Origin of the sequence: Modicisalibacter xianhensis, from assembly GCF_900113605.1 — a bacterium.
Classification (GTDB): domain Bacteria; phylum Pseudomonadota; class Gammaproteobacteria; order Pseudomonadales; family Halomonadaceae; genus Modicisalibacter; species Modicisalibacter xianhensis.
Genome location: NZ_FOPY01000001.1, coordinates 217,971 through 241,974, shown reverse-complemented (window position 1 = coordinate 241,974; position 24,004 = coordinate 217,971). Strand labels below are relative to the sequence as shown.

Sequence of the window (24,004 nt, the reverse complement as noted above, 5' to 3'; positions counted from 1 at the left end):
GAATTTTGGATTTGGGGCGGTCATAAGGTTGCAAGCACAGTTTTTCAGCAGTCGCTGAAATGTGTTTCTTGCTTACTGCATTCGATCCTTTACCGCCGCATCGCTCGATGCGGCGGTTTTTTATGTGCTCGGTAAGGTGAGGCGTCGCTCAGCTACCGCGCATCGAGCAGAGCACTCCCAAGATGTCATGGCGCGTGACGATGCCCACCAGGCGCTCATGATCGACCACGGGATAGATCTTGGGTTTCTGGCCCAGCATTTCCTGGGCCAGGTCGACGATGCTCTTGTCTGGAGCAACGGTCAGCACCTCGTGGCGCATCAATTCGCGAACCAGTGCCGGCTCGCCCCCGTGATAGCTGCTATCTAGAAGCTTGCCAAGTACGTCCTGCTCCGAAATGAAGCCCACCAAATGGTCATGTTTATCCACTACCGGTGCGCCGGGCAATCGGTGCAGGGCCAGGCCTGCCACCAGAGAGGCCACCGAGGTGTCTCCCGTGATCCTGTAGCAATCCTTGGACATGATCTCGCTGACAGTTACCGGTGCCTTGTTCATGGTCGCGCTCCTTCTGCCAAGATGGCTCCGTCCCAGGTTGCTGCTCTTGGCTCAATTCTGCCGTGCTGCATCCTTGCATTGCTCGAGAATCGCCATGCTCGGCGACAGGGTGGCAACCGCTGCCGCCAGAGCGTTTCTTCCATTCAGCATAGCGCAGCCCGGTATGCCAACTGGCAGGAACCTCATGGCATGACGTGAATCCAAGATACAGGTTCTTGTAGTGAGCCGCTTCGCTTGAACGGAGGTGACGAATGAACGCGCGGGATTACCTGGCCAAGCAAGGGATCGAACTGGACAAGGAAGAGGACAGACCCCAGACTCTGGAGGAGCTGGCCTGGTCTCGAGCGAGGGAGGCGGGAAGCCATCGTCCTCGCAGTGGCACGCCCTATGATTGGGAAGACTGGGAGCGTTATCACGACCGGCTGGCAGAGGATTCAGGCCGGATAGCCCAGAAAATCGACCGACGCGCCCATCGTCATGACGGTGACGAGTCGCAGTGAAACGTTGGTCCCATTGCTACTTCTAGCGTGACGACAAGGAGGTTTGGATGGACGTCATTCGCATCATTCTCGCCATACTTCTACCGCCGGTGGGTGTTTTCCTGCAGGTGGGGTTCGGTATGCACTTCTGGCTCAATATACTCTTGACGATCCTCGGGTATATTCCGGGCATCATTCATGCGATCTGGGTCATCCTGAAATACGATTAACCCCGTTCCTCAAGCAATGATGACGACAGCGGCGCCTCAAGCGCCGCTGTTTTATTATGAAGTACGGTATCGGTAATGGATATGCTCGTCCTTGCGCGGGCCGGTAATCGTCCAGGCGAGATCGAAGCCGTCATGGGTAAAAGTCAGTCGAGCCTGGTAGCGGTCGTCAATGCACTGATGCGGCTGCAGGGATATCAGGTCAACCGAGTTGGCGTTCTGCGTGACACCCAGGTCGAACAGCCAGACGGCAGCCTCGGCACCGCGCCGCTCGTGGGCGAGCGAGACACGATCGTCGAAGAAACGCCAGCGAAAGACGTTGCGAAAGGGAATCGGGCGGGGAGTCGATGCCCGCTGAACGCTACCTGATGAGGGAGCCGGCGCGTCCAGCTGGAAGTGGCCGCTCTCGTGAATACGCAGGCTGCCGTCCCCGGGGTGCTCCACGTCGACCTGACCTTGGCCATGGCCGGACCAATGGCACTGGGAGCGTGTTCCCGAGCGTGAGCGAAAGCTAACGCTGACAAGGGATGACAAGTGGCGGCGGAGATGTAAAATGCGCGCCTCCGCTCCAGCAATACTCGGTTGATCTGTCATGTCCTACCTGATTGGTGTCACGGCCCTGTGGGCCTTTTCCTTCTCGCTTATCGGCGCTTACCTGGCCGGCCAGGTCGATAGCTATTTTGCGGTGCTGGTGCGCATTGCGCTGGCCAGCCTGCTGTTCCTGCCGTTCCTGCGACCTTCCGCCCTCAGTAACGGTCTGAAGCTGGCGCTGATGGGAATCGGGGCAATCCAGCTCGGTCTGATGTACATCTTCTTCTATCAGTCGTTCCTGCTGCTGTCGGTGCCGGAGGTATTGCTGTTCACCATCTTCACGCCGCTGTATGTCACGCTGATCGACGATGCCATGGCCAAGCGCTTCTCACCATTCTACCTGCTTACGGCGGCGCTGGCGGTGGTCGGGGCAGCGGTGATCCGCTACGAAGGTATCAGCAGCGACTTCTGGCTGGGCTTCCTTGTCGTGCAGGGCGCCAACCTGTGCTTCGCTGTCGGGCAGGTAGCCTATCGACACCTGGCCAACGGGCTGCCTCGTCACCTGCCGCAGCGCAGTGTGTTCGGTTGGTTCTACCTGGGAGCGCTGGCGTTGGTGATCATTGCCTTCGCGATCTTCGGCTCGACCGCGAAGCTGCCAACCACCGCTGTCCAATGGGGCGTATTGGCCTGGCTGGGCCTGGCGGCCTCGGGAATCGGCTATTTCCTGTGGAACAAGGGAGCGACCCTCGTCGATGCCGGTGCATTGGCCATCATGAACAACGCGCTGATTCCGGCCGGGCTGCTGGTCAACCTGCTGATCTGGAACCGCGATGCCGACCTGTCGCGCCTGGCCATTGGCGGTGCGATCATCGTCGCCTCGCTTCTGGTCAACGAGTGGTTCGTCAAGCGTCGTCGCCCCGTGATGGCGTGAGTGGGATAGCACGCTGGTCGCTTGACTGCTAGACAGGAAGAGTCGTCACAGCCGGCCAGGTGTCGTCGACCACGAATACGCGTCGCCACCGGCCGGCAGGGTCTCGCAATGCCAGTTGGCGCGGCGCCCGCCATTGCGCGAAGTGGGCTCGTAGAGCCTGAGTCAATGTCGTCAGGTCCTCCAGCGTTTCCTCGCGTGGCGGGGCCAGCCAGTAGGGCTTGTTCAAGAAAGCGCCGCGCCAGTGCTGTCGTCCGTTCAAATAGGCAGGCCAGTCGGCGATGGGCAGCCAATCACCCATCAATGCCTCTGGTGTCGCTTCCCTGGGAAGCGGCAAGCCGGCAGTCTCGTCTGCTGACCATGGATGAAACAGGGTGCCCGGCATGGCGAGGTGCTGAAGAGGAGTCTGGTCGGTGTATGGCCTCAGTACGGCGCGGGCCTCATGGGTGTGACTGAGTGGTAGTTGGCTGACGATCGTGCGTTGGCGCTTGATGGCTAGCGAGTCGGCGCATCCTGGTCCGATCCAACGGGCCTGGCTGTCGGCCGCTCCAGGCCCTTGGGGCAGGCCCAGGTAATACTTTATTGCCAACTCGAGATGGATCGGTTGCGGGTCGTTCCGCGCACTGTAGAGCACGTCAATCTCGCCCAACGTGCGCTTGTCGTCCCGGACCGGCAGGTTATGCGCCAGCAGGCGCGTGCCGGGCGCGCTATCCAGCAGAAAATGCCACAGTACCTCATGGTAGTGTCCCAGGCGTCCCGTCAGTCGCGGGCCGGTCATGGCCTCGAGGGCCTGAGGGCGGCATTCCATATCATTCAGCCAGGCACGACGCTCGTCAGGATCGGCAAGTCCCAGCGCCACCAGGGAGGGGCGGCCGGGAAACGGCGTGCTCAGTAGATCCGGCGCCTGCAGCAACCAGGCCAAATCACGCACCTGGGGATGTCGCAGCCAAGCCAGTTCACGGCTGCTGTCGGCATTGTCATGTTCGGACATGCGATTCCCTCGAAGAGCGGGCTTGTCATGGCCAGTCGCTGGGTGGCCCTGTCAGAGTCGGTTTGCCCGTGCCCGGCTCAGCCCGCATAATGACCGGCTTGGACGGGGAGTGGAGCGCCCATGGCATCTTTCAAGAATATCGGATTGATCGGCCGTCTCGGTAGCGCCAAGGTCGTCGACACACTCAAGCGCTTGATTCGTTTTCTCAACGCCCATGACTACCATGTCATACTCGAGGATCGAACCGCGACGGTGCTGCTCGATCACGGTCAGCAGGAAGCGAGCCGGCGTCTGCTCGGTGATATCTGCGATCTGGTCATCGTGGTCGGAGGCGACGGCAGCATGCTGGGTGCTGGCCGCGCACTGTGCCGTACCGGGACACCCGTGCTGGGTATCAATCGCGGGCGGCTGGGCTTTTTGACGGACATTTCGCCCGATGAGGTCGAGGCCCGGGTCGGAGAGGTGCTGGCCGGGGAATACGATGTCGAGGAGCGCTTCCTGCTCGATGCCGAGGTATTTCGCCACGGCAGCCTCGTGGGCACTGCCGATGGACTCAATGATGTGGTGATCCATCCTGGCAAGGCGGCGCGCATGATCGAGTTCGAACTGTTCGTCAACGGCCAGTTCGTCTATAGCCAGCGCTCGGATGGCCTGATCATTGCCACGCCTACCGGTTCCACGGCCTATGCCCTGTCCGGTGGAGGGCCGATCGTGCATCCCAAGCTCGAGGCCATCACCCTGGTGCCGATGTTCCCGCATACCCTGTCGAGCCGGCCCATCGTCGTCGATGCCTCCAGCGAGATCATGGTACATATCGGCGAGACCAACGAAGCTTACCCGCACGTCAGTTGTGACGGCCAGACCCAGGTGGTCTCCAAGCCGGGCGATATCCTGCACGTGCGCCGCAAACCCCAGCGATTGAAGCTGATCCATCCGCGCGGACACAATTATTTCGAAATTTGCCGCAGCAAACTGGGCTGGAGTAACCGGCTGGGGGAATGACATGAGCATGACCGACGGTATCGACGGCTACGACCTGATCGGCGACGTGCATGGCTGTGGTGCGACCTTGGCATCTTTGCTGGAAAAGCTCGGCTATCACCAGCGTGGCGGCATCTATCGGCATCCTCGCCGCAAGGTCATTTTCCTTGGCGACCTGATCGACCGCGGGCCCCGCATCCGATTGGCGGTCACCATAGCCCGGCGCATGGTGGAGTCGGGCGAGGCCTTCATCGTCATGGGCAATCATGAAGCCAACGCACTGACGTACACGCGCCGCTGTCGCGATGGCTCGGGCTGTGAATGGCTGCGTGAGCACACGCCGCGCCACAATCGCATCATCCAGGAAACCTTCGAGCAGTACCGCGACCATCCAGCGGAATGGGAAGATACTCTTGCCTGGTTCATGGAGATTCCGCTGTTGCTCGAGCGCGACGGGCTGCGGGTCGTGCATGCCTGCTGGGATGCGCCGCTGATCGAGCGCTTTCTGGCCCGCTATCCCGGGGCACGAATCGACGAGGACTTTCTGCATGAGTCGGTACGTCCTGACAGTTTCGCCTTCAAGGCGCTTGAGCGCTTGACCCGGGGCACGCACATCCCGCTGCCCAAAGGCGTGGAGATCCAATCCGGAGACGGGTTCACGCGGCGAACCTTTCGTGCACATTTCTGGGCCGCCGCGCCGCGCACTTATGGCGATGTGATCTTTCAGCCGGATAACCTGCCCGGCGATCTCGAGGATCGCCAGTTATCCGACCGGGAGTTGGCGAGGCTCTCCTACTATGGTCCTGATGAGCCACCGTTGTTCGTGGGGCATTACTGGTGCGAGGGGATTCCGGCCCTGCCGGCGCCCAACATTGCCTGCCTGGACTATAGTGCCGTGAAGTTCGGCCGTTTGGTGGCCTATCGCTGGGATGGAGAACGTGAACTCGATGCCGACAAGTTCGTCTGGATTCGCGTTCCCAGGGAGGAGCAGGCCAGGCCGCGCCCGTGGGAAATCGATCTGGATTGAATCACCTGCAATCAGCACCGCCAGACCATTGCTGGTGTATCGGGTGGTTCTCGCAAGAAACTGGTAGTTTTACAATTTATTACGCAATTTTTTCCATCGGCGTGAAACTTGAGCGGGTTTTGGCTATCAGAGTAGGTGTTCCCTTGAATGATCCCTTGCTCATTGTCCGGCGGCCCCCTCCGCCGGACTTTTCTTTGCGTGCGTTTTCCATGGCGCGGCTTTCCGCCGGGATGAGGAGTCATCATGTATAAGGTGCTGGAACTGCCGCGTGATACCGATACGCGAGCGCTGCGCAAGGCGCTCTGGGCCGAGCGCATTGGGCATCGCTTCACCGAGGAAGGCAATGTTCAGGTCCTGTGGCTTGCCGACCCGCGACAGCATCAGGAACTGCTTCAATTGCTCACGCGCTGGGAGCGCGGCGAGACGCTTCAGCGTCCGACTGGACAGCGTAGGGCCCGGCGTAACTGGCAGCAGAGCCCGCTGGCCGAGGCCCCCGTGGCCGTCATGCTGATTGGCCTGTGCCTGGCGGTGTTCGCGATCATGGCCATCCTCGGCGATCTGGTGATTGCCGCCATGACCATTACGCCGCTCGGCGTGGTGGGCAATACCCTGAGCGTCGGTACTTTGGGCGATACGCTGGCCTCCGGTCAGATCTGGCGGCTGGTATCGCCGGCCTTCCTGCACTTCGGCTGGATGCACCTTATCTTCAACATGCTGTGGTTGTGGTACTTCGGTCGCCAGATCGAGGCGCTTCAGGGGGCATGGCGCCTGTTGGGTATTGTGATGGTCAGTGCCCTGATATCCAATCTGGCCCAGTACGCGACGGGGACGGTCCTGTTCGGTGGCATGTCCGGCGTCGATTACGCATTGCTCGGCTATGTCTGGCTGATGTCGCGACGCGCTCCGCGCAGTGGCTTCTTCGTGCCGCAGATGCTGGTGGTGTTCATGCTGGGCTGGATGGTGTTCACCATGACCGATTTCGCCGAGCCGATCGGTTTCGGCAATGTGGCCAACGAAGCCCACCTGGGTGGCCTGCTGGTGGGGCTGGTATGGGGATGGCTCGCCAGTGGCCGGGCCCGGCGTGCCTGACCGGCATCGCTTGTGACAGACCAGGCGTGACCCAAGACATTATGACGGGAGCCTACCCGGAGAGAAGACGATGAGCGAGATGACCTTCGACCGCATGATCCAGCAGATGACGCCGGATATCTACCAGAGCCTCAAGCAGGCTGTGGCACTGCGCAAGTGGCCCGACGGCCGCCAACTGACGTCCGAGCAGACCGAACTGTGTCTGGAAGCCGTGATGCGCTACGAGATCGAGCACAACGTGCCCGAGGATCAGCGTGTGGGCTATCTGCAGCGCCAGAGCTGCGGCACCCAGGACACGACGGACGGGGAGGATAGTATCAAGTGGGTGAATTGATCACGCCGCTGCGCGGTTGCCTGACCAAGATGCATATCGAGCCTGCAGGGAGGAATGCACCGGTGCGCTATACGCTGCGTGCCGGTGACCACCGTCTCGACCTCAATGCCCGGCTCGGCAAGACGCTGCGGCTGACGCATACCGGAGCAATTGCCTGTACCCACTGCGGTCGCGCAACCCGCAAGAGCTTTGGCCAGGGTTATTGCTACCCCTGTTTCAAGCGGCTGGCGCAGTGCGACACCTGCATCGTCAAGCCCGAGACTTGTCACTTCGACCAGGGGACCTGTCGCGAGCCAGAGTGGGGCGAGAGCCACTGTTTTCAGCCGCACGTGGTCTATCTGGCCAACTCATCGGGCCTCAAGGTCGGCATTACGCGCCGGACCCAGTTGCCGACACGCTGGTTGGATCAGGGGGCGATCCAGGCCCTGCCGATCCTCGAGGTCGATACCCGACAGCAATCGGGTTTTGTCGAGATGCTATTCAAGGAACAGGTCGCCGACCGTACCAACTGGCGAGCCATGCTCAAGGGTGAGGTTGAGCCTGTCGACCTGTGCGCCGAGCGAGACCGCCTCCTGGCATCCCTGGACAATGGCCTGCGTGGCTTGCGCGAACGCTTCGGGGCGGACAGCCTGCGCGTGCTCGACGTCGAGCCGGTGACGCTCGATTACCCCGTCCTTGAATCGCCGACCAAGGTCGTCTCGCATAACCTCGACAAGACGCCCGCTGTCGGGGGGACCCTGATGGGGCTCAAGGGCCAATACCTGATGTTCGACACCGGGGTGATCAACCTGCGCAAGTACACCGGTTACGAAGTCACCGTGGAGTGATGCCTCTGCAGTACGTGGTATGTTGAAAGCACCACAACACGAGGAGACATCATGCCAAGGACAATGCAAGCCATCCTGGCCGCCGGTCTGGTCGCGGCGAGCCTAAATGCGCAGGCGCAGGACGACAAGGCGCTGACCATCGGTACCCTGAACTGGGCCGAAAACATCGCCGTGGCCAACATGTGGAAGCTGCTGCTCGAAGAAGCGCCGTACAACTACGAGGTCGAGCTTTCCAATGTGGGCAAGAGCGTGGCGTTCAGTGGCGTTGCCAGCGGCGACATGGATATTTCCCTGGAAACCTGGTTGCCTGCCACGGATGCCAGCTATATCGAGCCGCATAAGGACCAACTCGTCATTCACGATGTCTGGTACGAAGGTGCCGGGATGGGCTTGGTCGTTCCGAGCTACGTGGAGGCCGAGAGCATTGCCGACCTGGCCGAGCAGGGCGAAACGTTCGACTATCAGGGGGAACCCACCATCGTCGGTATCGACCCGGGCTCGTCGATTTCCTCGCTCACCGAAGAGGCCATCGAGAGTTATGGCTTGCCCATGCGCCAGCTCAGTAGCTCCGAGGTGGCCATGATGGCAGCGCTGGACGATGCCTATCGGCGCCAGGAACCCATGGTCGTGACGCTCTGGAGCCCGCATTGGGCCTTTGCCGAATACGATCTCAAGTACCTCGACGACCCCAGGAACGTCTATGGCGACGAGGAAGCTATTCACTGGTTCTCGCGCAAGGATTTCGCCGAGGACGATCCCTGGCTGACGGCGGTACTCAATGCCTGGTACATGGACGACGACGCGCTAGGCAGCCTGATGGCGATGATCGAAGAGACTGGCGACCCGGCCGAGGGGGCGCGCCAGTGGATCGACGAGAATCGTGCGCTGGTCGAGGAATGGCTGGCCACCGGCGAAGAAAACGCCCAGTAACCACGACGCCTCGTCGTGAGTCGACGCGCCAGGTGTGGCGCGTCGCCTTCACCCCGTGTGACGACGATGCTCTTCCATGCGTGCCAGGAACACTTCCATCACCTTCGAATAGAGTCGCGGCCCCAGCACCACATCTTCCACGCCAGCATCCAGGTTGGGGTTGTCGTTGACCTCGATGACCACTACGCGTTCGCCGATCTGCTTGAGGTCCACTCCGTACAGGCCGTCGCCGATCAGGCGGGTGGCCTTGAGTGCTGCCTTGACGACCGGCCTGGGCACGTCCTTGGGATCATGGGTCGTGAAGCCGCCACTGCGCGTCTTGCCGCGCGAGTGATCGTAGATCTGCCAGTGACCTCGGGCCATGTAGTAGCGGCTGGCGAACAGCACCTCGCCATCGAGCACGCCGATACGCCAGTCGAACTCGGTGGGCAGCCACTCCTGCAGCAGTAACAGTGCCGAGGACTGGAACAGGCGCTCGGCTTCCTGGACCAGCTGATCCACAGATTGGATCTTGACTACACCACGCGAGAAGGCGCCGTCCGGCACCTTGAGTACCATCGGGAACTGCAGGCCTTCGGCTTTTTGGGGCAGGCGCTTGAGGTCGTCGCGATAGAGCAGCAGGCCACCCGGGGCCGGCACCCCCTTGGTGTTGAGCAGCTCGTGCAGGTAGACCTTGTTGGTGCAGCACAATATCGAGCGCGGATCGTCGATGACCACCAGGCCTTCATGCTCGGCACGCTTGGCCATGCGATAGGTGTGATGATCCAGACTCGTGGTCTCGCGGATGAATAGTGCATCGAATTCGGCCAGGCGGCCTTCATCGCGCTTGGTGATTAACGAGACATCGATACCCAGACGCCGACCAGCGCGAATGAACTGCTTGATGGCGCTCTTGTTGCTGGGCGGCAGGGCTTCCTTGGGGTCGACCAGCATCGCCAGGTCGTAACGGTAGCGGCGGCGCGCCTTGGGCGTACGCCAGACCTTGCGTGAATGCCGGTTCAATGACGCCGCGAACAGGTCCTGTTCCTCGGTGTTCAGCGAGGTCAACGCCAGCGGCTTGAGGCGTGCCAGGCGCCACAGGCCCTGGCGACGCTGGAAGCGTGCCTCGAGCAGGGGGCAGGGCAAGCGCTCGAAAAGCCGCCGCGCCAGCTTGCCCAGCCCATCCTCCAGGCATTCGCCGAACATCACGCGCAGCGTGAAGGCGTCGCCCTCCAGGGCGCCTCGGCGTGCCAGTTCATCCATCAGCGGTGCCAACGATTCGAGCTGCAGGTCGACCAATGCCTTGCGTGATAGCTGGTTGAGGGTCTCGACGCTGGGTAACACGCGCTGCCCACGCGCCTGTGCCAGCAGCGACACGTAATAGCCGGTTTCAAGGTAGTCGAGGCCGCTGCACAGGTTGATGACATGCGTGGTGGCGTCCTGCTCGCCATTGGTACCCTGGGCCAGGTAGTCGGCCGCAGTGATCAGGTCGTCGGTGGGGTAATAGGGGCGCCAGTCGGAAACACGGTCGACAACGATGCGCAATGGCGACATGAGCAAGCTTCCTGCCATAAATGAAAAAAGACCGGAGGGAGACGATACAAGGGCCTAGGATGCCCTTGACCCAAACCCGCTTCAACAACTAGACAGCGTGAAATAAATTCATGCTCAATGCCAATGACACGCGCAATTTACCGAATCAGAATGCCGTCGTTCACCCAGGAAGCCGAGTCATGAAAGCGACGTCTCATCTTGCCCTGCGCCCCGCGACACCTGGCGATCTCGCCGCCCTGTGCCAGCTTGAACTCGACTGCTTCGAGGGAGATCGCTTCAGCCGTCGCCAACTGGCACACCTGCTCAGCCGTGCCAATGCCGTCACCTGGCTGGCCGAGGGCGAGGAGGGGGTATTGCGTGGCTACGGCACGCTGCTGTTTCGACGCAACAGTCGTACGGCTCGGCTCTATTCGTTCTGCGTGCATCCCGAGGCGCGTGGCGGAGGCGTGGGCCGGCGGCTACTGGAAAAGCTCGAACAGCAGGCCATCGAGCGCGACATGCTCAAGCTGAGCCTGGAAGTGCGTGCCGACAACCGGGTCGCCATGGGGCTGTATCGGCGCATGGGCTTTCTGCCGCGGCGCTGGCTGGATGATTACTACATCGACGGCTGCGCCGCCTGGCAGATGGACAAGCCGCTGGTCGTCGAGACGACTGACCAAATAGCGGATGCGCCCGTGCCTAGCCTGGGCTAGCATGCCCGGTCTCGATAGCCATTGCGGAGCCAAGACATGCCCTCCTTCGATATCGTTTCCGAACTCGACAAGCATGAAGTCACCAATGCCGTGGACCAGGCCAATCGCGAGCTGGGAACACGTTTCGATTTTCGCGGTGTGACGGCCAGCTTCCGTGAGGAAGGCGACAGCGTCCATATGGAGGCCGATGCCGATTTCCAACTGCGTCAGATGCTCGATATCCTCAAGGGCCGCATGATCGCCCGGGGCATTGATGTGGGCTGCCTGGAGGAGAAGGATGCCGACACGGGCGGTGTCCGTGCCCGTCAGGAAGTCGTACTGCGCCAAGGCATCGATCAACCCCTGGCCAAGAAGATCGTCAAGACGCTGAAGGATGCCAAGCTCAAGGTTCAGGCCCAGATTCAGGGCGACAAGGTGCGTGTGACCGGCAAGAAACGCGACGACCTGCAGCAGGCCATCGCCCTGCTGAAAAGCGACGAGTCCATCGATATGCCGCTGCAGTTCGACAATTTCCGCGACTGAGCCGGTGCGTGGCCGGACTCAGGCTACAGCGCCGGTGTCGTGTGCGACCCGGCTTGCCGTATCGAGATCGGCCAGGCACAGCATGCTCAGATTGCCGAACATGAAGCTTTCGTGCAGGGCCCTCATCGGCTGACCTTCGAGGGCGCCGACTGTCATCAGCAGCGGCAGGAAATGCTCCGGGGTGGGGTGGGCGTAGGTGGCGTGCGGCGCTTGACGGCGCCAGTCCGCGAGAGCCTCCAGATCGCCCTGCTCGGCAACATTGCGTGCCCAGTCGTGAAACTCCTGGGCCCAGCGATCCGGCCCGGCATCGGCCGGCTTGCGATCGCCCAGGTTGTGGGTAGCTGCGCCCGAGCCGATCAGCCACAGTCCATGGCGCTCGGCGAATTGGCCGAGGTGGGCTGACAGGGCCAGGCGTTCATTGTCCGGCAACGCCATCGGCACACTGACCGGCAGCAGGGGAATATCCGCCTGCGGCCAGACCAGCGACAGGGGGGACCATACGCCATGATCCAGCGGACGACGCGACTCCACGTCGACGCCGAAACCGCTGGCGTCGAGTTCCGCCGCCAACTGGCGGGCCATGTCAGGCAGGCCCTCGGCAGGGTAACGCTGCTGGTACATGACGTCGGGGAAGCCATAGAAGTCGTGAAGCGTGGTGGGCCGCGCCGCGCCGCCCAGCGCCAGTGTCGAGGTTTCGTAGTGGGCCGAGATGACTAGCGCGCCCTGCGGTCGTGGCAGGCGCTTGCCCAGGGCAACGAAGAAGTCCCGGGCGGGGTGTTCGGTGATGACCAGGCTCGGAGAGCCGTGTGACAGGAACAGTACGTTTCGCATGATGGTCTCCAATCGTGACCACAGCCTAGCGGTTACACAGCGAAACGCCAGCCACCATTCGGGCAATAGACCGTTTACCGTTCATGAACAGTGATGACCGGTGGTATTCTCGGATAAGCATGGATGACGTGACGATTAAGCTTGCCTAGTCTAGTCATAGGGTTAAACGATTTCCGTCGACCGATAGCCATGCTGTGTAATGACAGCGGTCGTCGGGCCCATGCCCAGCCAGGCGCGTCCCAAGAATGGGTTCGACGGCCCTCGTTCCGACATCGCAAGCGCGACAGGAGATACACGAATGTCAAAGACAAGACAGCTCGTCTTCGCCTGTCTCGCTGGCCTCAGCTTTTCCGTAGGGCTAGTGGGTTTGTTCGTGCCGTTATTGCCCACGACCTGTTTCATGTTGCTAGCTGTCTGGCTAGCCTCGCGTGGTTCCCCCCGTTTCGCCCGATGGATTCGCCAACACCCACGCTTTGGCCCACCGATCGAGGCCTGGGAGCATGAGCATGCCATTCCCCGGCATGCCAAGATCCTGGCCGTGACGATGCTGCTGGCCTCATGCGCGGTCCTGGCGATGGTGCTCGATTCCATGCTGCTGCGGGGCGGGCTGATTGCTGGCCTGCTGTCGCTGGGATTGTGGATCGCCACAAGGCCCGAGCCGGCGCGGGGGGTGTCGTGCGGCGAGATGTCATCCCGTCCGATACCCAAGGAACGACTGTCTGCACAACGTCTGGGGCGCTAGAGGTTCGAACATGGGTTCGGCCGTGGCATGCCTGCGGTTTTGAGACTCCTGCCCCGGGCACCGTACAATGTCGGTCATCTTGTACAGGAGTTCTCGATTCATGTCCGATACGCGCGTTTCCGAAGAAGCCGAAATCAAGCCGGTCGATGCCCAGCCGCAACCGGTCTATCTCAAGAACTACCGCCCCCCGGCCTACCGCGTCACGCATACCGAGCTGAAGTTCGACCTGTCGCCAACCGATACCCATGTGCATGCCGCCCTGCATCTGGAGCGCCATCCCGATAGCGAGCCCGGTCTTCCCCTGACGCTGCACGGTGAGAAACTCAGCCTTGAGCGCATCGCCATTGATGGCCAGGAACTGCAGCCTGGAGAATATCAGGTCGATGACGAGACGCTGACCATCACCGATGCGCCGGACCGCCTGCGTCTTGAAACCGAGGTCGTGATCGATCCCCAGGCCAATACCGCGCTGGAAGGCCTGTATCTTTCCAACGGCATGTTCTGCACCCAGTGCGAGGCCGAAGGGTTCCGACGCATCACCTATTACCTGGATCGCCCCGACGTGATGGCGACCTTTTCCACCACGGTCATTGGTGACCAGAAGCAGTTGCCGGTGCTGCTGTCCAACGGCAACCCGGTGGAACGCGGCGAGCTGCCGGATGGCAAGCACTTCGTGACCTGGGAGGACCCGCATCCCAAGCCGAGCTATCTGTTTGCCTTGGTCGCCGGTCAGCTCGAGAAGGTCGAGGATCGCTTCACCACCATGAGTGGCCGAGACGTGACCCTGCAGCTCTGGGTCGAGCCGGAGAACCTCGACAAGACAGAGCACGCCATGCGATCGCTCAAGGCGTCGATGGCCTGGGACGAGCAGACATACGGGCGCGAGTATGACCTCGATCTGTTCATGATCGTCGCTGTCAATGACTTCAACATGGGCGCGATGGAAAACAAGGGGCTCAACATCTTCAACTCGGCAGCGGTGCTGACCCATCCGCAGACGGCGACCGATGCCGCCTTCCAGCGTGTCGAGGGGGTGGTCGCCCACGAGTACTTCCATAACTGGTCGGGCAACCGCGTGACCTGCCGCGACTGGTTCCAGCTGTCGCTCAAGGAGGGCTTCACCGTCTTCCGTGACCAGAATTTCTCGGCCGACATGAACTCGGCCCCAGTCAAGCGCATCGAGGACGTGTCCTTCCTGCGTACCGCACAGTTTGCCGAGGATGCCGGCCCCACCGCCCACCCGGTGCGTCCGGACCATTACATCGAGATTTCCAACTTCTATACCCTGACCATTTACGAGAAGGGCTCGGAGATCGTGCGCATGCTGCGCAACCTGCTTGGCTGGGAGGCTTTCCGCCAAGGCTCGGACTTGTACTTCGAGCGCTTCGATGGCCAGGCGGTGACCATCGAGGATTTCGTCGGCTGCATGGCCGAAGTGTCCGGCCTCGATCTCGATCAGTTCATGCGCTGGTATTCGCAGGCCGGCACCCCGGAAATCGACGCCTACGGCGAGTATGACTACGCCAGCGCCGAGTACCGCCTGACGCTGCGTCAGCGTACTCCGGCCACACCCGGCCAGCCTGACAAGCTGCCGCTGCACATTCCCGTGCGCGTTGGCCTGGTGGGTACCAAGTCCGGTGAGGACCTGACCCTGACCCTCGACACGCCTGACGGAAAGGAAGACTTGGGCAAAGATGGCGTATTGCACCTGCGCGAAGAGGAGCAGACCTTCGTCTTCACCGACGTCGCCGAGGCCCCGGTACCTTCGCTGCTGCGTGGTTTCTCGGCGCCGGTCAAGCTGCGCTTCCCCTATGGCCGCGAGGACCTGGCCTTCCTGCTGCAGAACGACTCCGACGACTTCAATCGCTGGGATGCCGGTCAGCGTCTCGCCATGCTGGCGCTGGACGACCTGATCGCTGCGCACCGCAACGGCGTCGAGAAAGTCATGGATCCTCGCGTCACCGAGGCCTTCCGCAGCCTGCTGATCGAGCCGAATGACGACAAGGCGGTGCTGGCAGAGATGCTGACGCTGCCGTCCGAAGCGTACATTGCCGAACAGCAGCCGATGGTCGATGTCGATGCCATCCACGCCGCGCGCAACTTCGTCAAGCAGTCGCTAGCTGTTGCCTTGCGTGACGAGTTCCTGGCGCTCTACCAGGCCAACCGGTCCGATGCGCCCTATGCGCCGGATGCCGAGCAGATCGCGCAACGCAGCCTCAAGAACGTGGCGCTGTCCTACCTGATGAGTATCGAGGACGAGGAGGGCGTCGAACTGGCCCGTCAGCAGTTCGAGGCGCAGCACAACATGACCGATGTACGGGCGGCACTGACGCTGCTGGTGCACAGTTCGCGCGGCGACATCGCCGATCCTGCACTGCGGGCCTTCGGCGAGAAATGGGCGCACGATCCGCTGGTGATGGATCAGTGGTTCAGCGTGCAGGTCACCCGGCCGCAGTCGGATGCTCTGGAACGCGTCAAGTACCTGATGGATCATCCCGCGTTCTCGCTCAAGAATCCTAATCGGGTGCGTGCGCTGATCGGGGCATTCGCCGGTCAGAACCGGGTCAATTTCCACCGTCTGGATGGCGAGGGGTACCGGCTGCTGGCCGATGTGGTCATCGAGCTCAACCGGCTCAACCCGGAGATTGCAGCGCGTATCATCACACCGCTGACGCGTTGGCAGCGCTTCGACGAGCAGCGTCAGGCGCTGATGAAGGCGGAGCTCGAGCGTATCCGTGCCGAAGAGCTATCGCCCAATGTCTATGAGGTGGTCGAGAAGGCGCTAGCCAATTGAAAAAGCACTGAGATCGTAGCTTCGTAAAACGGGCCGCTCTCGAGCGGCCCGTTTTACGTCAAGGGGTGAAGGAACGCTTAGCGCTGGATGCGTTCGCTGGCGTTGGTAAAGCCCATCAGCGAGATGTCGAGATCCATGCGGTTGCCGCGTGGACCGATCAGGCTGAGCGTGGCCGAGGTGCCGCTGCGCAGTTGCTGCATCAGTTCGGGGCGCAGGGGCAGGTCGGCGCGGCAGCCCTGTTCCATGCATACCTGGAAGGGGAAGGAGACCGGCTCGCCCCCGTCGACACTGAGCTGAAGCCCGGGAGCCAGGCGCGTGCCCAGCGGCAGGAAGAAGGCCATGGCCGCGGTGTCGATTTCCGGCGGATAGGCCATGACCACCCGCATCAGGGGGCGGCTGCCGTCGGGGTTGTTGACCAGTTGGGTCATGGTGCAGGCGCCTTGCGCTGCGGCACCTTGAGGGCAGCGCACTTCCCATTCCTGGAACTGCTCGGTGGTGACGTCGGCCTCGTTCGTGGGTTGTTGCGCCAAGGCGGCAGGGGCCATCGCCAACGCGGCAAGGCAGGCCAGGGCCCGGCGCGGCAGTTTGGTGCGCTTCAACATGATATCCATCTCCTGTCGTCTTGATGTCGTGTGGTCAGGGTCATGAAACCAGTCCGGCCGGCTCATGACAATGTGTAACGTCTGGTTGCCCTGGAGCCGAGCTATGCAATCAACCAGCTCAGCACCAGCAGGCCGAACAGCATCCAAAGAGCACCGGTCAGAAACGAACGCTGCAGCAGGGCGCGTATCCCCTTGTAGAGTAGCCCCAGGCCAAGGATCAGTGCGATCAGGCCGAACAATGACGTGTCCATGCCCAATGAGCCGGTCAGCCCTTCGATGAAATCGTGAGCGGCAACGCCGATGCCGGCGAAGAAGCCACCCAGTACATCGACGATGAAACGAATGGCCTCGCCGAGGCTTTCGCCGAGCCAGGTGAAGAAGCCGTTGGCAAGCATGAATGAACCCTAGTGGCTGGGAGCGAGATTGACCGGTTGGCGCTGCTGGGCACGCAACCAACTGATTTCCTCCGACCAGCGATCCGGCTCGATGGTTTCAAGGATCAGGGGAATTCCATCGAGACGTGAATCACCCATGAGCGTGGCAAACGCCTCGAGGCCGATATTGCCTTCACCAAGACAGTGATGACGGTCGACTCGGCTGGCAAAGGCGCTCTTGGCATCGTTAAGGTGCATGCCGCGCAAGTACTCGAAACCGACCACAGCACCGAACTCGTCAAGCGTGGCCAGCGTCGCCTCAGGTGTGCGTAGGTCGTAGCCTGCCGCAAAGGCATGGCAGGTGTCGATGCATACACCGACACGCGACTTGTCGTCGACCTGTTCGATGATCTCGGCAAGGTGCTCGAAACGATAGCCCAGGTTGGTGCCCTGTCCGGCAGTATTCTCGATGACGTCAGTGACGCGGTGTGTCCGGGACAACACGTGGTTGATCGACTCGGCAATCCGCGCAAGGCACTCGCGCTCGGAGATCTTGCGCAGATGGCTGCCGGGATGAAAGTTCAATAGTGTCAGGCCAAGCTGTTCGCAGCGCTGGAATTCATCGAGAAACGCGGCCCGGGATTTTTCCAGCGCCGTATCGTCAGGGTGCCCCAGGTTGATCAGGTAGCTGTCGTGGGGAAGGATCTGCCCGGGGGCGAACCCGTAGCGCTGGCAGGCCGCCTTGAACGAGGTAATGGCCTCGTCGCTCAGCGGCTTGGCGTGCCACTGGCGCTGGTTCTTGGTGAACAGCGCGAAGGCGTTGGCTCCAATCTCGTGAGCCCTGGCCACAGCCTGTGCCGCACCGCCCGCTGCGCTGACATGGGCGCCGATGTATTTCATGCCGTGTGTCCATCGCAGAGTTGAGGGAAGCTATAGTAGTGCGTCGGCAATCCAAGCGCGACCGTCTAAAGGGCACGCAGCATTTGACGTTTTTCGTTGGCAGCTAATGCACGAGGATGGTCAGAGAATGACAAGGGAGGCAGGACGAATGAAGACGATCGGAATCCTGGGCGGCATGAGTTGGGAGTCAACGCAGACCTACTATCGAGGCCTGAACGAAGGCGTTCGCAACCGGCTTGGTGGCTATCATTCGGCTCCGGTCTGCCTGGTCAGCGTCGATTTCGCCGAGATCGAGGCGCTGCAGCGTGCCGGCGATTGGGAAGCCGCAGGCCGTTACCTGGCGATTGCGGCGCGCCAGGTCCAGGCGGCCGGCGCCGATTTTTTGCTGATTGCCACCAATACCATGCACCGCGTGGCGGATGACGTGGAGGCGGCAATCGACATTCCCTTGCTGCATATCGCCGATGCGGCAGGGCAGGCGCTGCAGCGTGACGGGGTGAGTCGCGTCGGCCTGCTGGGCACACGATTCACCATGCAGCAGGCGTTCTACCGCGAGCGCATCGAGTCCCGCTTCGATATCGAGGTAGTGACGCCGGAGCAGGAAGAGCAAGAGTTCATACATAATGTCATCTTCGATGAACTCGTGCATGGCACGGTCAGTGACGATTCCCGAAACCGCTTCCTCTCGATCATCGACCACCTTGCTCGGCGCGGGGCCCAGGGCGTGATTCTTGGCTGCACGGAGATCGGCATGCTGGTTCAGCCCACCGATACCCGCATAGCGCTCTACGATACCTCGATGCTGCACGTCGAGGCGGCATTGAACAAGGCATTGAACGACTGACTCAGCGCCACATAACAAGCGGCATGATAGTGCTGACCGTGATGTATGGTTTCACGAATAAGCTGATTTTGTTTCGTCACGGTACGCGTTGATGCCACAAACTCGTCGCGATGAGGGGCGAATGGTAGGTTCAAGGCTTTCCAACATGAGCGAGGTATGCCAAGTGGATTCGTCAGTCAATGCAACCGTGAGCATGGCCCTGACCCTGCAGCAGTACAATGCCGGTCAGCAGGCCCAGATGAGCCTGCTCAAGGAGTCACTGGAGACCCAGGCCAATCAGGTCTCGGAAATCATGGAATCGGCCGCTCCAAAGGATTCGCTGGCCTCGAGCGGCTCTGTCGGTACGCGCATCAACACTTACGCCTGAGTGCCTGGACCTGTGGCATTGCTCTCTCGGGGCAATGCCGCTTCCTCGCTGATCAGTCTCACCCCACCGGCACGGCCGGGTTGTCGATCACTCGCCGTAGCACGAAGCTGGAATGTGCGCCGCTGACGCCTTCGATGCGCGTGATGCGGTTGAGCAGCAGGTCCTGATAGTCGTCCATGTCCCGGACCACCACCTTGAGCTGATAATCGGCTTCCTGCCCGGTAATCAGCAGGCACTCCAGCACTTGTGGCAGGGCTGCGACGTTTTTCTCGAAGTTGGCGAAGCGCTCCGGAGTGTGCCGATCCATGGAGATATGCAATAGCGCCATCAGGCTGTAACCCAGGCGCTTGCTGTCGACCACGGCGCGGTAGCCCATGATCAAGCCACTTTCTTCCAGAGCGCGGACGCGCCTCAGGCACGGCGACGGAGAGAGGCCGATCCTTTCGGCCAGTTCCTGATTACTGATTCTGCCATCGCGCTGCAGGATGTCGAGGATATGACGATCGTAGCGGTCCAACGCAGGGCTGATGTGCAAAGTTGTCATGTCGCGCAATATTTCTTCTTCTTTTGGGAAGTCATTGGAAGTAATTGCCAAAGTATGCGCCCATAAGCAGCGAATTCGCAATCCTCGACCCGAGGGTGGGGCGTAAGCTAACAATCATCGCCACCAGCGATCGACACGTTGCCGGGGAGCGGCTCCACAAGAGGCGTTCCCCGGCGTCGCTCACGAGGCGACCTGACACATTCGTCACTTACGGCGCATCCTCCGGCGCCGGCTATTGCAAGGACCGTCAACCATGGCTTCAACCTTCCGCGCCTTCGATCATCGCAAGTACGTCCCGGTCGAGCCGGTGCCGCTGACCCAGCGTCAATGGCCTACGCGGACGCTGACCCACGCACCGATCTGGACCAGCGTGGATCTGCGCGATGGCAACCAGGCGCTACTCGAGCCGATGTCCGTCGAGCAGAAGAAGCGGCTGTGGGCCTTGCTGGTCAAGGTCGGGCTCAAGGAAATCGAAGTCGGTTTTCCCGCAGCCAGCCAGCATGACTACGATTTCGTGCGCTGGCTGATCGAGCAAGACCAGATCCCGGAGGATGTGCATATCCAGGTGCTCGTGCAGGCGCGCGAACATCTCATCGAAAGGACGTTTGCCGCACTGGAAGGGGTGAAGCGTGCCATCGTGCACGTCTACAACTCCACTTCCACGGTGCAGCGCGAGCGGGTCTTCGAGCAGGACCGCGAAGGCATCATCGCGATTGCCGAGCAGGGTGCCCGCTGGGTACAGGAATATGCAGCGCGCTATCCCGACACGCAGTGGACCTTTCAATATTCTCCCGAGAGCTTCACCAGCACCGAGCTGGATTTCTCGGTGGCGATCTGCGAGGCGGTCATGGCGGTCTGGCAGCCGACGCCTGACAAGCCCTGCATTCTCAACCTGCCGGCCACCGTCGAGGTCGGGCCGGTCAATCATTTTGCCGACCAGATCGAATATTTCATCACGCACCTTAAGAACCGTGACAGCGCGATCATCTCGCTGCATACCCACAATGACCGGGGTGGTGCGGCCGCCGCCGCCGAGCTGGGCCTGCTGGCCGGGGCAGATCGTGTCGAAGGGACGCTGCTGGGCAACGGCGAGCGCACCGGCAACATGGACATCGTGACCCTGGCGATGAACCTCTACAGCCAGGGCATCGATCCGCAACTCGACCTGTCGAATCCCGACGAGATCGTTCAGGTCTGCACTGAGTGCACTGGCCTGCCGGTCCACCCTCGCCATCCCTGGATCGGCGAACTGGTCTATACCGCATTCTCGGGGAGCCATCAGGATGCGATCCGCAAGTGCCTGCAGAAGCAGCGAGACGACGAAGCCTGGCAGGTAGCCTATCTGCCCATTGATCCCAAGGATCTCGGCCGCGACTATCAGGCCGTGATTCGCGTCAACAGCCAGTCGGGCAAGGGCGGCATGGCATTCCTGCTCGAGCGGGATTTCGGCATCAGTCTGCCGCGCTGGATGACCCTGGAACTGGCGCCGCATGTGCAGAAGGCCAGCGAACAGGTATCGGGCGAGCTTTCCAGCCAGGCCATTCGCGACATCCTGCTCGAGACCTTCATGTGCGCCGCGCCGGTGACACTGAAAGGCTACCGGCTGGATCGGGACGATGCCGAATGCCTGTCGGTCACGCTGCGTCATGGTCAGGAGAGCGTAACACTGCAAGGGCAGGGCAACGGTGCGATCTCTGCGTTCATGGATGCCTGGCAGCAATACACTGGCCAACGCGTCAATGTGGTCGACTATGGCGAACATGCCTTGGGGGAGGGGAGCGACGCCGTGGCGATTGCCTTCGTTCAACTCAACGTGGACGGCACTCGCATCAGTGGCATGGCTGAGGATGGTGATACCGTCAGTGCCTCGCTCAAGGCGTTGCTTTCGGCACTCAACCGTGCCGGAGCGGGGCAAACCCTGACCGGTGCCGTGACCAAGGAGATGCTTCAGGCCTGACTTGCCGGTCTTGCCATTGCGGATGGAAACGGCTGCCAGTGGGCGGCCGTTCCTGTTTTAAGTCAGGCCAGCCAGCGGCGCCTGTCGATGTCACGAGCTGGACACACGCTCGTGCCACTGGGCCAGCGACTCGTCAGGGTATTCCTGAAAGCAGCGGTCCTGTGAATCCGGGCGGGACATGACCCAATCGGGTTTGGAGCCGAGCATCATGTGGGTATGCTCGGGCGGGACCGGCAGTGGCGTATCGATGGCGCCGGCATGGGGGTGAACGAGTTCCGGCCACTCGGGAGACCATAGCCACAGTGCAGTGCCGCACTCCCGGCAGAAGCGGCGTTCGGCGCTGCTGGTCGAGCCATCCTCCATGCGCGCACGGTAGGTATTGATATGTTCTTCCCCCTCGACCTTCAACGTATCGGCATTGGCCCCGAGGTTGATGGCGAAGCCGCCGGTGCCGGCGGTCTTGCGGCAAATGCTGCAATAGCAGAGGTTGAAGGGGTAGGGGGCCTCGGCTTCCACGCTGAAACGAACCGCGCCGCAATGACAGCTACCGTCAAGTTGCATGGTAAACTCCCGTCAGATCATGAGTTTCGAGAAAGCATTGCCTAAAAGTGGTCAAGTCTGCCATGAGGCGCAAGCCGGCAGGGCCATGACTGTTCGTTTTGTTGAGTCCATGGAGGGGCGCCATGCCGGACGAAGCCACCACTATTCTGATCAACCTGGGCACCGCCTGGCTGGCGGGTAGCCTGATCGGTCTGGAACGCAGCTATCATGGCCGGCCGGCCGGGTTCCGTACCCATGCTCTTGTGTGTGTCGCATCGGCATTATTGATGCTGGTATCCACTCATCAGGCAGAGTGGGTAGGTGGGCTGCTGCCCGATTCTGCGATCCGCACGGACCCTACCCGCATGGCCCAGGGCATCATGACCGGTATCGGTTTTCTGGGGGCCGGCGTGATCTTCAAGGAAGGGTTGACCGTGCATGGCCTGACTACGGCGGCATCGATCTGGGTCACCTCTGCCCTGGGTATCCTGTTCGGGATCGGTTTTCTCTACCCGGCAGTGATCGTGACGGTCGTTACCCTGGTCACGCTGTCGCTCTTTCGCTGGGTCGAGAGCCATCTTCCCAGCGAGTTCTATGCCGACCATGTCATCAGCTACCCTATCGAATCCGTCGATGATGAAAGCAAGGTCAGGGCGATGATTGCCACGCATGGCTGCGCTATCAAGTCGATGAGCTACCGGTTGGCCGAACGCGGTACGATATACCGTTATCACATGGTGCTGCAGACTCATGACAAGGACAACCTGGTGAAACTCGCGGCACATTTGCGTGCCTCGAAGACGATTCTCGAGTTTCGCCTGGCCATAACGTGACCTGGTTTCAGGCCTGTACCGACTGATCGGTACCTTGCGAATTGCAGGGCAACAGGCGATGGTATAGCCAGACCACGTCAGGATGGACAAGGAAACGATGCATGGCCGATGCGATGGCAAGGAACGCTCGCCTGATTCTCAACGGCAAGGTCGCGCAGGAGCCCGAAATACGCGAGGCGGTGTCCGCCATGCGCGAAGCGGGTTGCGATTTACAGGTGCGCATCACCTGGGAAGAGGGGGACGCCTTGCGTCTTGTCGAAGAGGCGGCGCAGGAAGGGGTCTCTCGTCTCATTGCCGGGGGAGGAGACGGCAGCGTCAACGAGATCGTCAATGGCCTGATGCACCTGGACGAAGCGCATCGGCCGGCGTTGGGCATCCTGCCGCTGGGAAGCGCCAACGACTTCGCCCATGGAGTCTGCCTGCCCATGGATCCGCACCAGGCCCTTCATACGGCGCTGACCGTGTCTTCCCGGGCCGTGGATATAGCGCATCTTGGGGCCGACTATTTCATCAACATGGCCTCCGGTGGTTTCGGGGCGGAAATCACCACCTCAACGCCGGTTTCACTCAAGCGCTTGCTGGGTGGTGGCGCTTACTCCCTGATGGGAATGCTCAAGCTCTGGCATTACCAGCCCTACAGCGGGCATTTGAGCTGGCCCGAGGGCGAGTTCGAGGGCCCCCTGTTCCTGCTGGCCATCGGCAATGGTGTCCAGGCGGGCGGCGGCCAGAAGCTGGCGCCCGACGCCAAGCTCGATGATGGTCTGCTGAATGTATTGCTCGTACGTCATTTTTCGTCGCTTGCCGAGATGCGCCAGCTTCTCACGGAACTGGAAAGGATTCCGGAAGATGGCGAGTTCGTGCGCACGGTGCGCACGTCGCAGTTGTCCTTCGAGGGCGATAGCGCCTTTCCACTCAACCTGGATGGCGAGCCCAGGCAACTGAAGACGTTCGAGGTCAAGCTGGAGCCGCGGGCGCTCAAGTTGCTGGTGCAATCCGATTGCCCGTTGCTCTCATCGAATGCCCGACAGTAAG

The 24,004-nt window shown here is 61.3% G+C and carries 28 protein-coding genes; 18 read left to right on the top strand and 10 right to left on the bottom strand.

Translation table 11 applies throughout. From position 1 onward, the window contains the following. Positions 1–148 precede the first annotated feature (148 nt). Entirely contained in the window at positions 149–553 is a 405-nt protein-coding gene (locus BM194_RS01110) for a CBS domain-containing protein (RefSeq protein ID WP_092842791.1), read from the bottom strand. A 251-nt stretch (positions 554–804) separates the two neighbouring features. Here BM194_RS01110 and BM194_RS01105 point away from each other — a divergent pair, with 251 nt between their 5' ends. Together BM194_RS01105 and BM194_RS01100 are read left to right on the top strand one after the other, a co-directional pair. Next, the gene (locus BM194_RS01105) at positions 805–1,053 is read left to right on the top strand and encodes a hypothetical protein (RefSeq protein WP_092842790.1); all 249 of its coding nucleotides are present in this window, start codon (positions 805–807) and stop codon (positions 1,051–1,053) included. 47 nt (positions 1,054–1,100) lie between these two features. Then, a complete protein-coding gene (locus BM194_RS01100; protein ID WP_092842789.1) occupies positions 1,101–1,262 on the top strand; it encodes a YqaE/Pmp3 family membrane protein in 162 nt (53 codons plus the stop codon). Between the two features lie 54 nt (positions 1,263–1,316). Here BM194_RS01100 and BM194_RS01095 read toward each other — a convergent pair whose 3' ends face one another. Further along, positions 1,317–1,853 carry a DUF6314 family protein gene (locus tag BM194_RS01095; protein ID WP_280522531.1) on the bottom strand — a complete coding sequence of 179 codons (537 nt, stop codon included), beginning with the start codon at positions 1,851–1,853 and terminating at the stop codon, positions 1,317–1,319. Between BM194_RS01095 and BM194_RS01090 the strand changes: the two genes are divergently transcribed. After that, a complete protein-coding gene (locus BM194_RS01090; protein ID WP_092842787.1) occupies positions 1,852–2,721 on the top strand; it encodes a carboxylate/amino acid/amine transporter in 870 nt (289 codons plus the stop codon). The two genes, BM194_RS01095 and BM194_RS01090, sit on opposite strands and share 2 nt — an antisense overlap. Before the next feature lie 28 nt (positions 2,722–2,749). On the opposite strand, the gene BM194_RS01085 is transcribed toward BM194_RS01090, so the two are convergent. After that, positions 2,750–3,709, bottom strand: a complete 960-nt coding sequence (locus tag BM194_RS01085; RefSeq protein WP_092842786.1) for a DUF1853 family protein — start codon at positions 3,707–3,709, stop codon at positions 2,750–2,752. Between the two features lie 120 nt (positions 3,710–3,829). Between BM194_RS01085 and BM194_RS01080 the strand changes: the two genes are divergently transcribed. From BM194_RS01080 to BM194_RS01055, 6 genes are all read left to right on the top strand, one after another. Continuing rightward, positions 3,830–4,711, top strand: coding sequence for an NAD(+) kinase (locus BM194_RS01080; protein WP_092842785.1), 882 nt, complete (start codon positions 3,830–3,832; stop codon positions 4,709–4,711). Between the two features lies 1 nt (position 4,712). After that, positions 4,713–5,717 carry a metallophosphoesterase gene (locus BM194_RS01075; protein WP_177223302.1) on the top strand — a complete coding sequence of 335 codons (1,005 nt, stop codon included), beginning with the start codon at positions 4,713–4,715 and terminating at the stop codon, positions 5,715–5,717. Positions 5,718–5,960: 243 nt separating this feature from the next. Next, positions 5,961–6,806, top strand: a complete 846-nt coding sequence (locus BM194_RS01070) for a rhomboid family intramembrane serine protease (RefSeq protein WP_092842784.1) — start codon at positions 5,961–5,963, stop codon at positions 6,804–6,806. Between the two features lie 70 nt (positions 6,807–6,876). Continuing rightward, positions 6,877–7,140, top strand: coding sequence for a YeaC family protein (locus BM194_RS01065; protein WP_092842783.1), 264 nt, complete (start codon positions 6,877–6,879; stop codon positions 7,138–7,140). Positions 7,141–7,169: 29 nt separating this feature from the next. Further along, complete coding sequence (locus BM194_RS01060) at positions 7,170–7,967, top strand: DUF2797 domain-containing protein (RefSeq protein WP_092843035.1); 798 nt, start codon at positions 7,170–7,172, stop codon at positions 7,965–7,967. A gap of 51 nt (positions 7,968–8,018) precedes the next feature. Next, positions 8,019–8,897 carry a glycine betaine ABC transporter substrate-binding protein gene (locus BM194_RS01055; protein WP_092842782.1) on the top strand — a complete coding sequence of 293 codons (879 nt, stop codon included), beginning with the start codon at positions 8,019–8,021 and terminating at the stop codon, positions 8,895–8,897. Positions 8,898–8,945: 48 nt separating this feature from the next. Here BM194_RS01055 and BM194_RS01050 read toward each other — a convergent pair whose 3' ends face one another. Then, positions 8,946–10,430: a RimK family protein gene (locus BM194_RS01050; RefSeq protein WP_092842781.1), complete on the bottom strand. Its 1,485-nt coding sequence runs from the start codon at positions 10,428–10,430 to the stop codon at positions 8,946–8,948. 179 nt (positions 10,431–10,609) lie between these two features. Between BM194_RS01050 and BM194_RS01045 the strand changes: the two genes are divergently transcribed. Then, the gene (locus BM194_RS01045) at positions 10,610–11,122 is read left to right on the top strand and encodes a GNAT family N-acetyltransferase (RefSeq protein ID WP_092842780.1); all 513 of its coding nucleotides are present in this window, start codon (positions 10,610–10,612) and stop codon (positions 11,120–11,122) included. Between the two features lie 36 nt (positions 11,123–11,158). Then, complete coding sequence (locus BM194_RS01040; RefSeq protein WP_092842779.1) at positions 11,159–11,644, top strand: YajQ family cyclic di-GMP-binding protein; 486 nt, start codon at positions 11,159–11,161, stop codon at positions 11,642–11,644. Between the two features lie 18 nt (positions 11,645–11,662). Here BM194_RS01040 and BM194_RS01035 read toward each other — a convergent pair whose 3' ends face one another. Beyond that, positions 11,663–12,475, bottom strand: a complete 813-nt coding sequence (locus BM194_RS01035) for a DODA-type extradiol aromatic ring-opening family dioxygenase (RefSeq protein ID WP_092842778.1) — start codon at positions 12,473–12,475, stop codon at positions 11,663–11,665. A gap of 298 nt (positions 12,476–12,773) precedes the next feature. On the opposite strand from BM194_RS01035, the gene BM194_RS01030 reads away from it, so the two are divergent. Both BM194_RS01030 and pepN read left to right on the top strand, forming a co-directional pair. Next, on the top strand, positions 12,774–13,217 hold the full coding sequence (locus BM194_RS01030; RefSeq protein ID WP_092842777.1) for a YbaN family protein: 444 nt from the start codon (positions 12,774–12,776) through the stop codon (positions 13,215–13,217). A gap of 100 nt (positions 13,218–13,317) precedes the next feature. Continuing rightward, entirely contained in the window at positions 13,318–16,011 is a 2,694-nt protein-coding gene (pepN, locus tag BM194_RS01025) for an aminopeptidase N (RefSeq protein ID WP_092842776.1), read from the top strand. Positions 16,012–16,088: 77 nt separating this feature from the next. Here pepN and BM194_RS01020 read toward each other — a convergent pair whose 3' ends face one another. The 3 genes from BM194_RS01020 to nfo all read right to left on the bottom strand — a co-directional run bounded on the left by BM194_RS01020 (position 16,089) and on the right by nfo (position 17,887). Then, on the bottom strand, positions 16,089–16,613 hold the full coding sequence (locus BM194_RS01020; RefSeq protein ID WP_092843033.1) for an invasion associated locus B family protein: 525 nt from the start codon (positions 16,611–16,613) through the stop codon (positions 16,089–16,091). A 101-nt stretch (positions 16,614–16,714) separates the two neighbouring features. After that, a complete protein-coding gene (locus BM194_RS01015; RefSeq protein ID WP_092842775.1) occupies positions 16,715–17,008 on the bottom strand; it encodes a hypothetical protein in 294 nt (97 codons plus the stop codon). Between the two features lie 9 nt (positions 17,009–17,017). After that, on the bottom strand, positions 17,018–17,887 hold the full coding sequence (gene nfo / locus BM194_RS01010; protein WP_092842774.1) for a deoxyribonuclease IV: 870 nt from the start codon (positions 17,885–17,887) through the stop codon (positions 17,018–17,020). Positions 17,888–18,035: 148 nt separating this feature from the next. On the opposite strand from nfo, the gene BM194_RS01005 reads away from it, so the two are divergent. Together BM194_RS01005 and BM194_RS01000 are read left to right on the top strand one after the other, a co-directional pair. Continuing rightward, complete coding sequence (locus tag BM194_RS01005; RefSeq protein WP_092842773.1) at positions 18,036–18,731, top strand: aspartate/glutamate racemase family protein; 696 nt, start codon at positions 18,036–18,038, stop codon at positions 18,729–18,731. Positions 18,732–18,876: 145 nt separating this feature from the next. Next, positions 18,877–19,098, top strand: a complete 222-nt coding sequence (locus BM194_RS01000) for a putative motility protein (protein ID WP_092842772.1) — start codon at positions 18,877–18,879, stop codon at positions 19,096–19,098. A gap of 58 nt (positions 19,099–19,156) precedes the next feature. Here the strand turns inward: BM194_RS01000 and BM194_RS00995 are convergent, their stop codons facing one another. Next, on the bottom strand, positions 19,157–19,642 hold the full coding sequence (locus BM194_RS00995; protein ID WP_092843031.1) for an Lrp/AsnC family transcriptional regulator: 486 nt from the start codon (positions 19,640–19,642) through the stop codon (positions 19,157–19,159). Between the two features lie 253 nt (positions 19,643–19,895). On the opposite strand from BM194_RS00995, the gene BM194_RS00990 reads away from it, so the two are divergent. Further along, a complete protein-coding gene (locus BM194_RS00990; RefSeq protein WP_092842771.1) occupies positions 19,896–21,599 on the top strand; it encodes a 2-isopropylmalate synthase in 1,704 nt (567 codons plus the stop codon). Positions 21,600–21,689: 90 nt separating this feature from the next. Here the strand turns inward: BM194_RS00990 and BM194_RS00985 are convergent, their stop codons facing one another. Then, complete coding sequence (locus BM194_RS00985; protein ID WP_092842770.1) at positions 21,690–22,160, bottom strand: GFA family protein; 471 nt, start codon at positions 22,158–22,160, stop codon at positions 21,690–21,692. A gap of 122 nt (positions 22,161–22,282) precedes the next feature. Here BM194_RS00985 and BM194_RS00980 point away from each other — a divergent pair, with 122 nt between their 5' ends. Both BM194_RS00980 and yegS read left to right on the top strand, forming a co-directional pair. Further along, on the top strand, positions 22,283–22,972 hold the full coding sequence (locus BM194_RS00980; protein WP_092842769.1) for an MgtC/SapB family protein: 690 nt from the start codon (positions 22,283–22,285) through the stop codon (positions 22,970–22,972). Positions 22,973–23,073: 101 nt separating this feature from the next. Beyond that, positions 23,074–24,003, top strand: a complete 930-nt coding sequence (gene yegS / locus BM194_RS00975; RefSeq protein ID WP_092842768.1) for a lipid kinase YegS — start codon at positions 23,074–23,076, stop codon at positions 24,001–24,003. Position 24,004 lies beyond the last annotated feature (1 nt).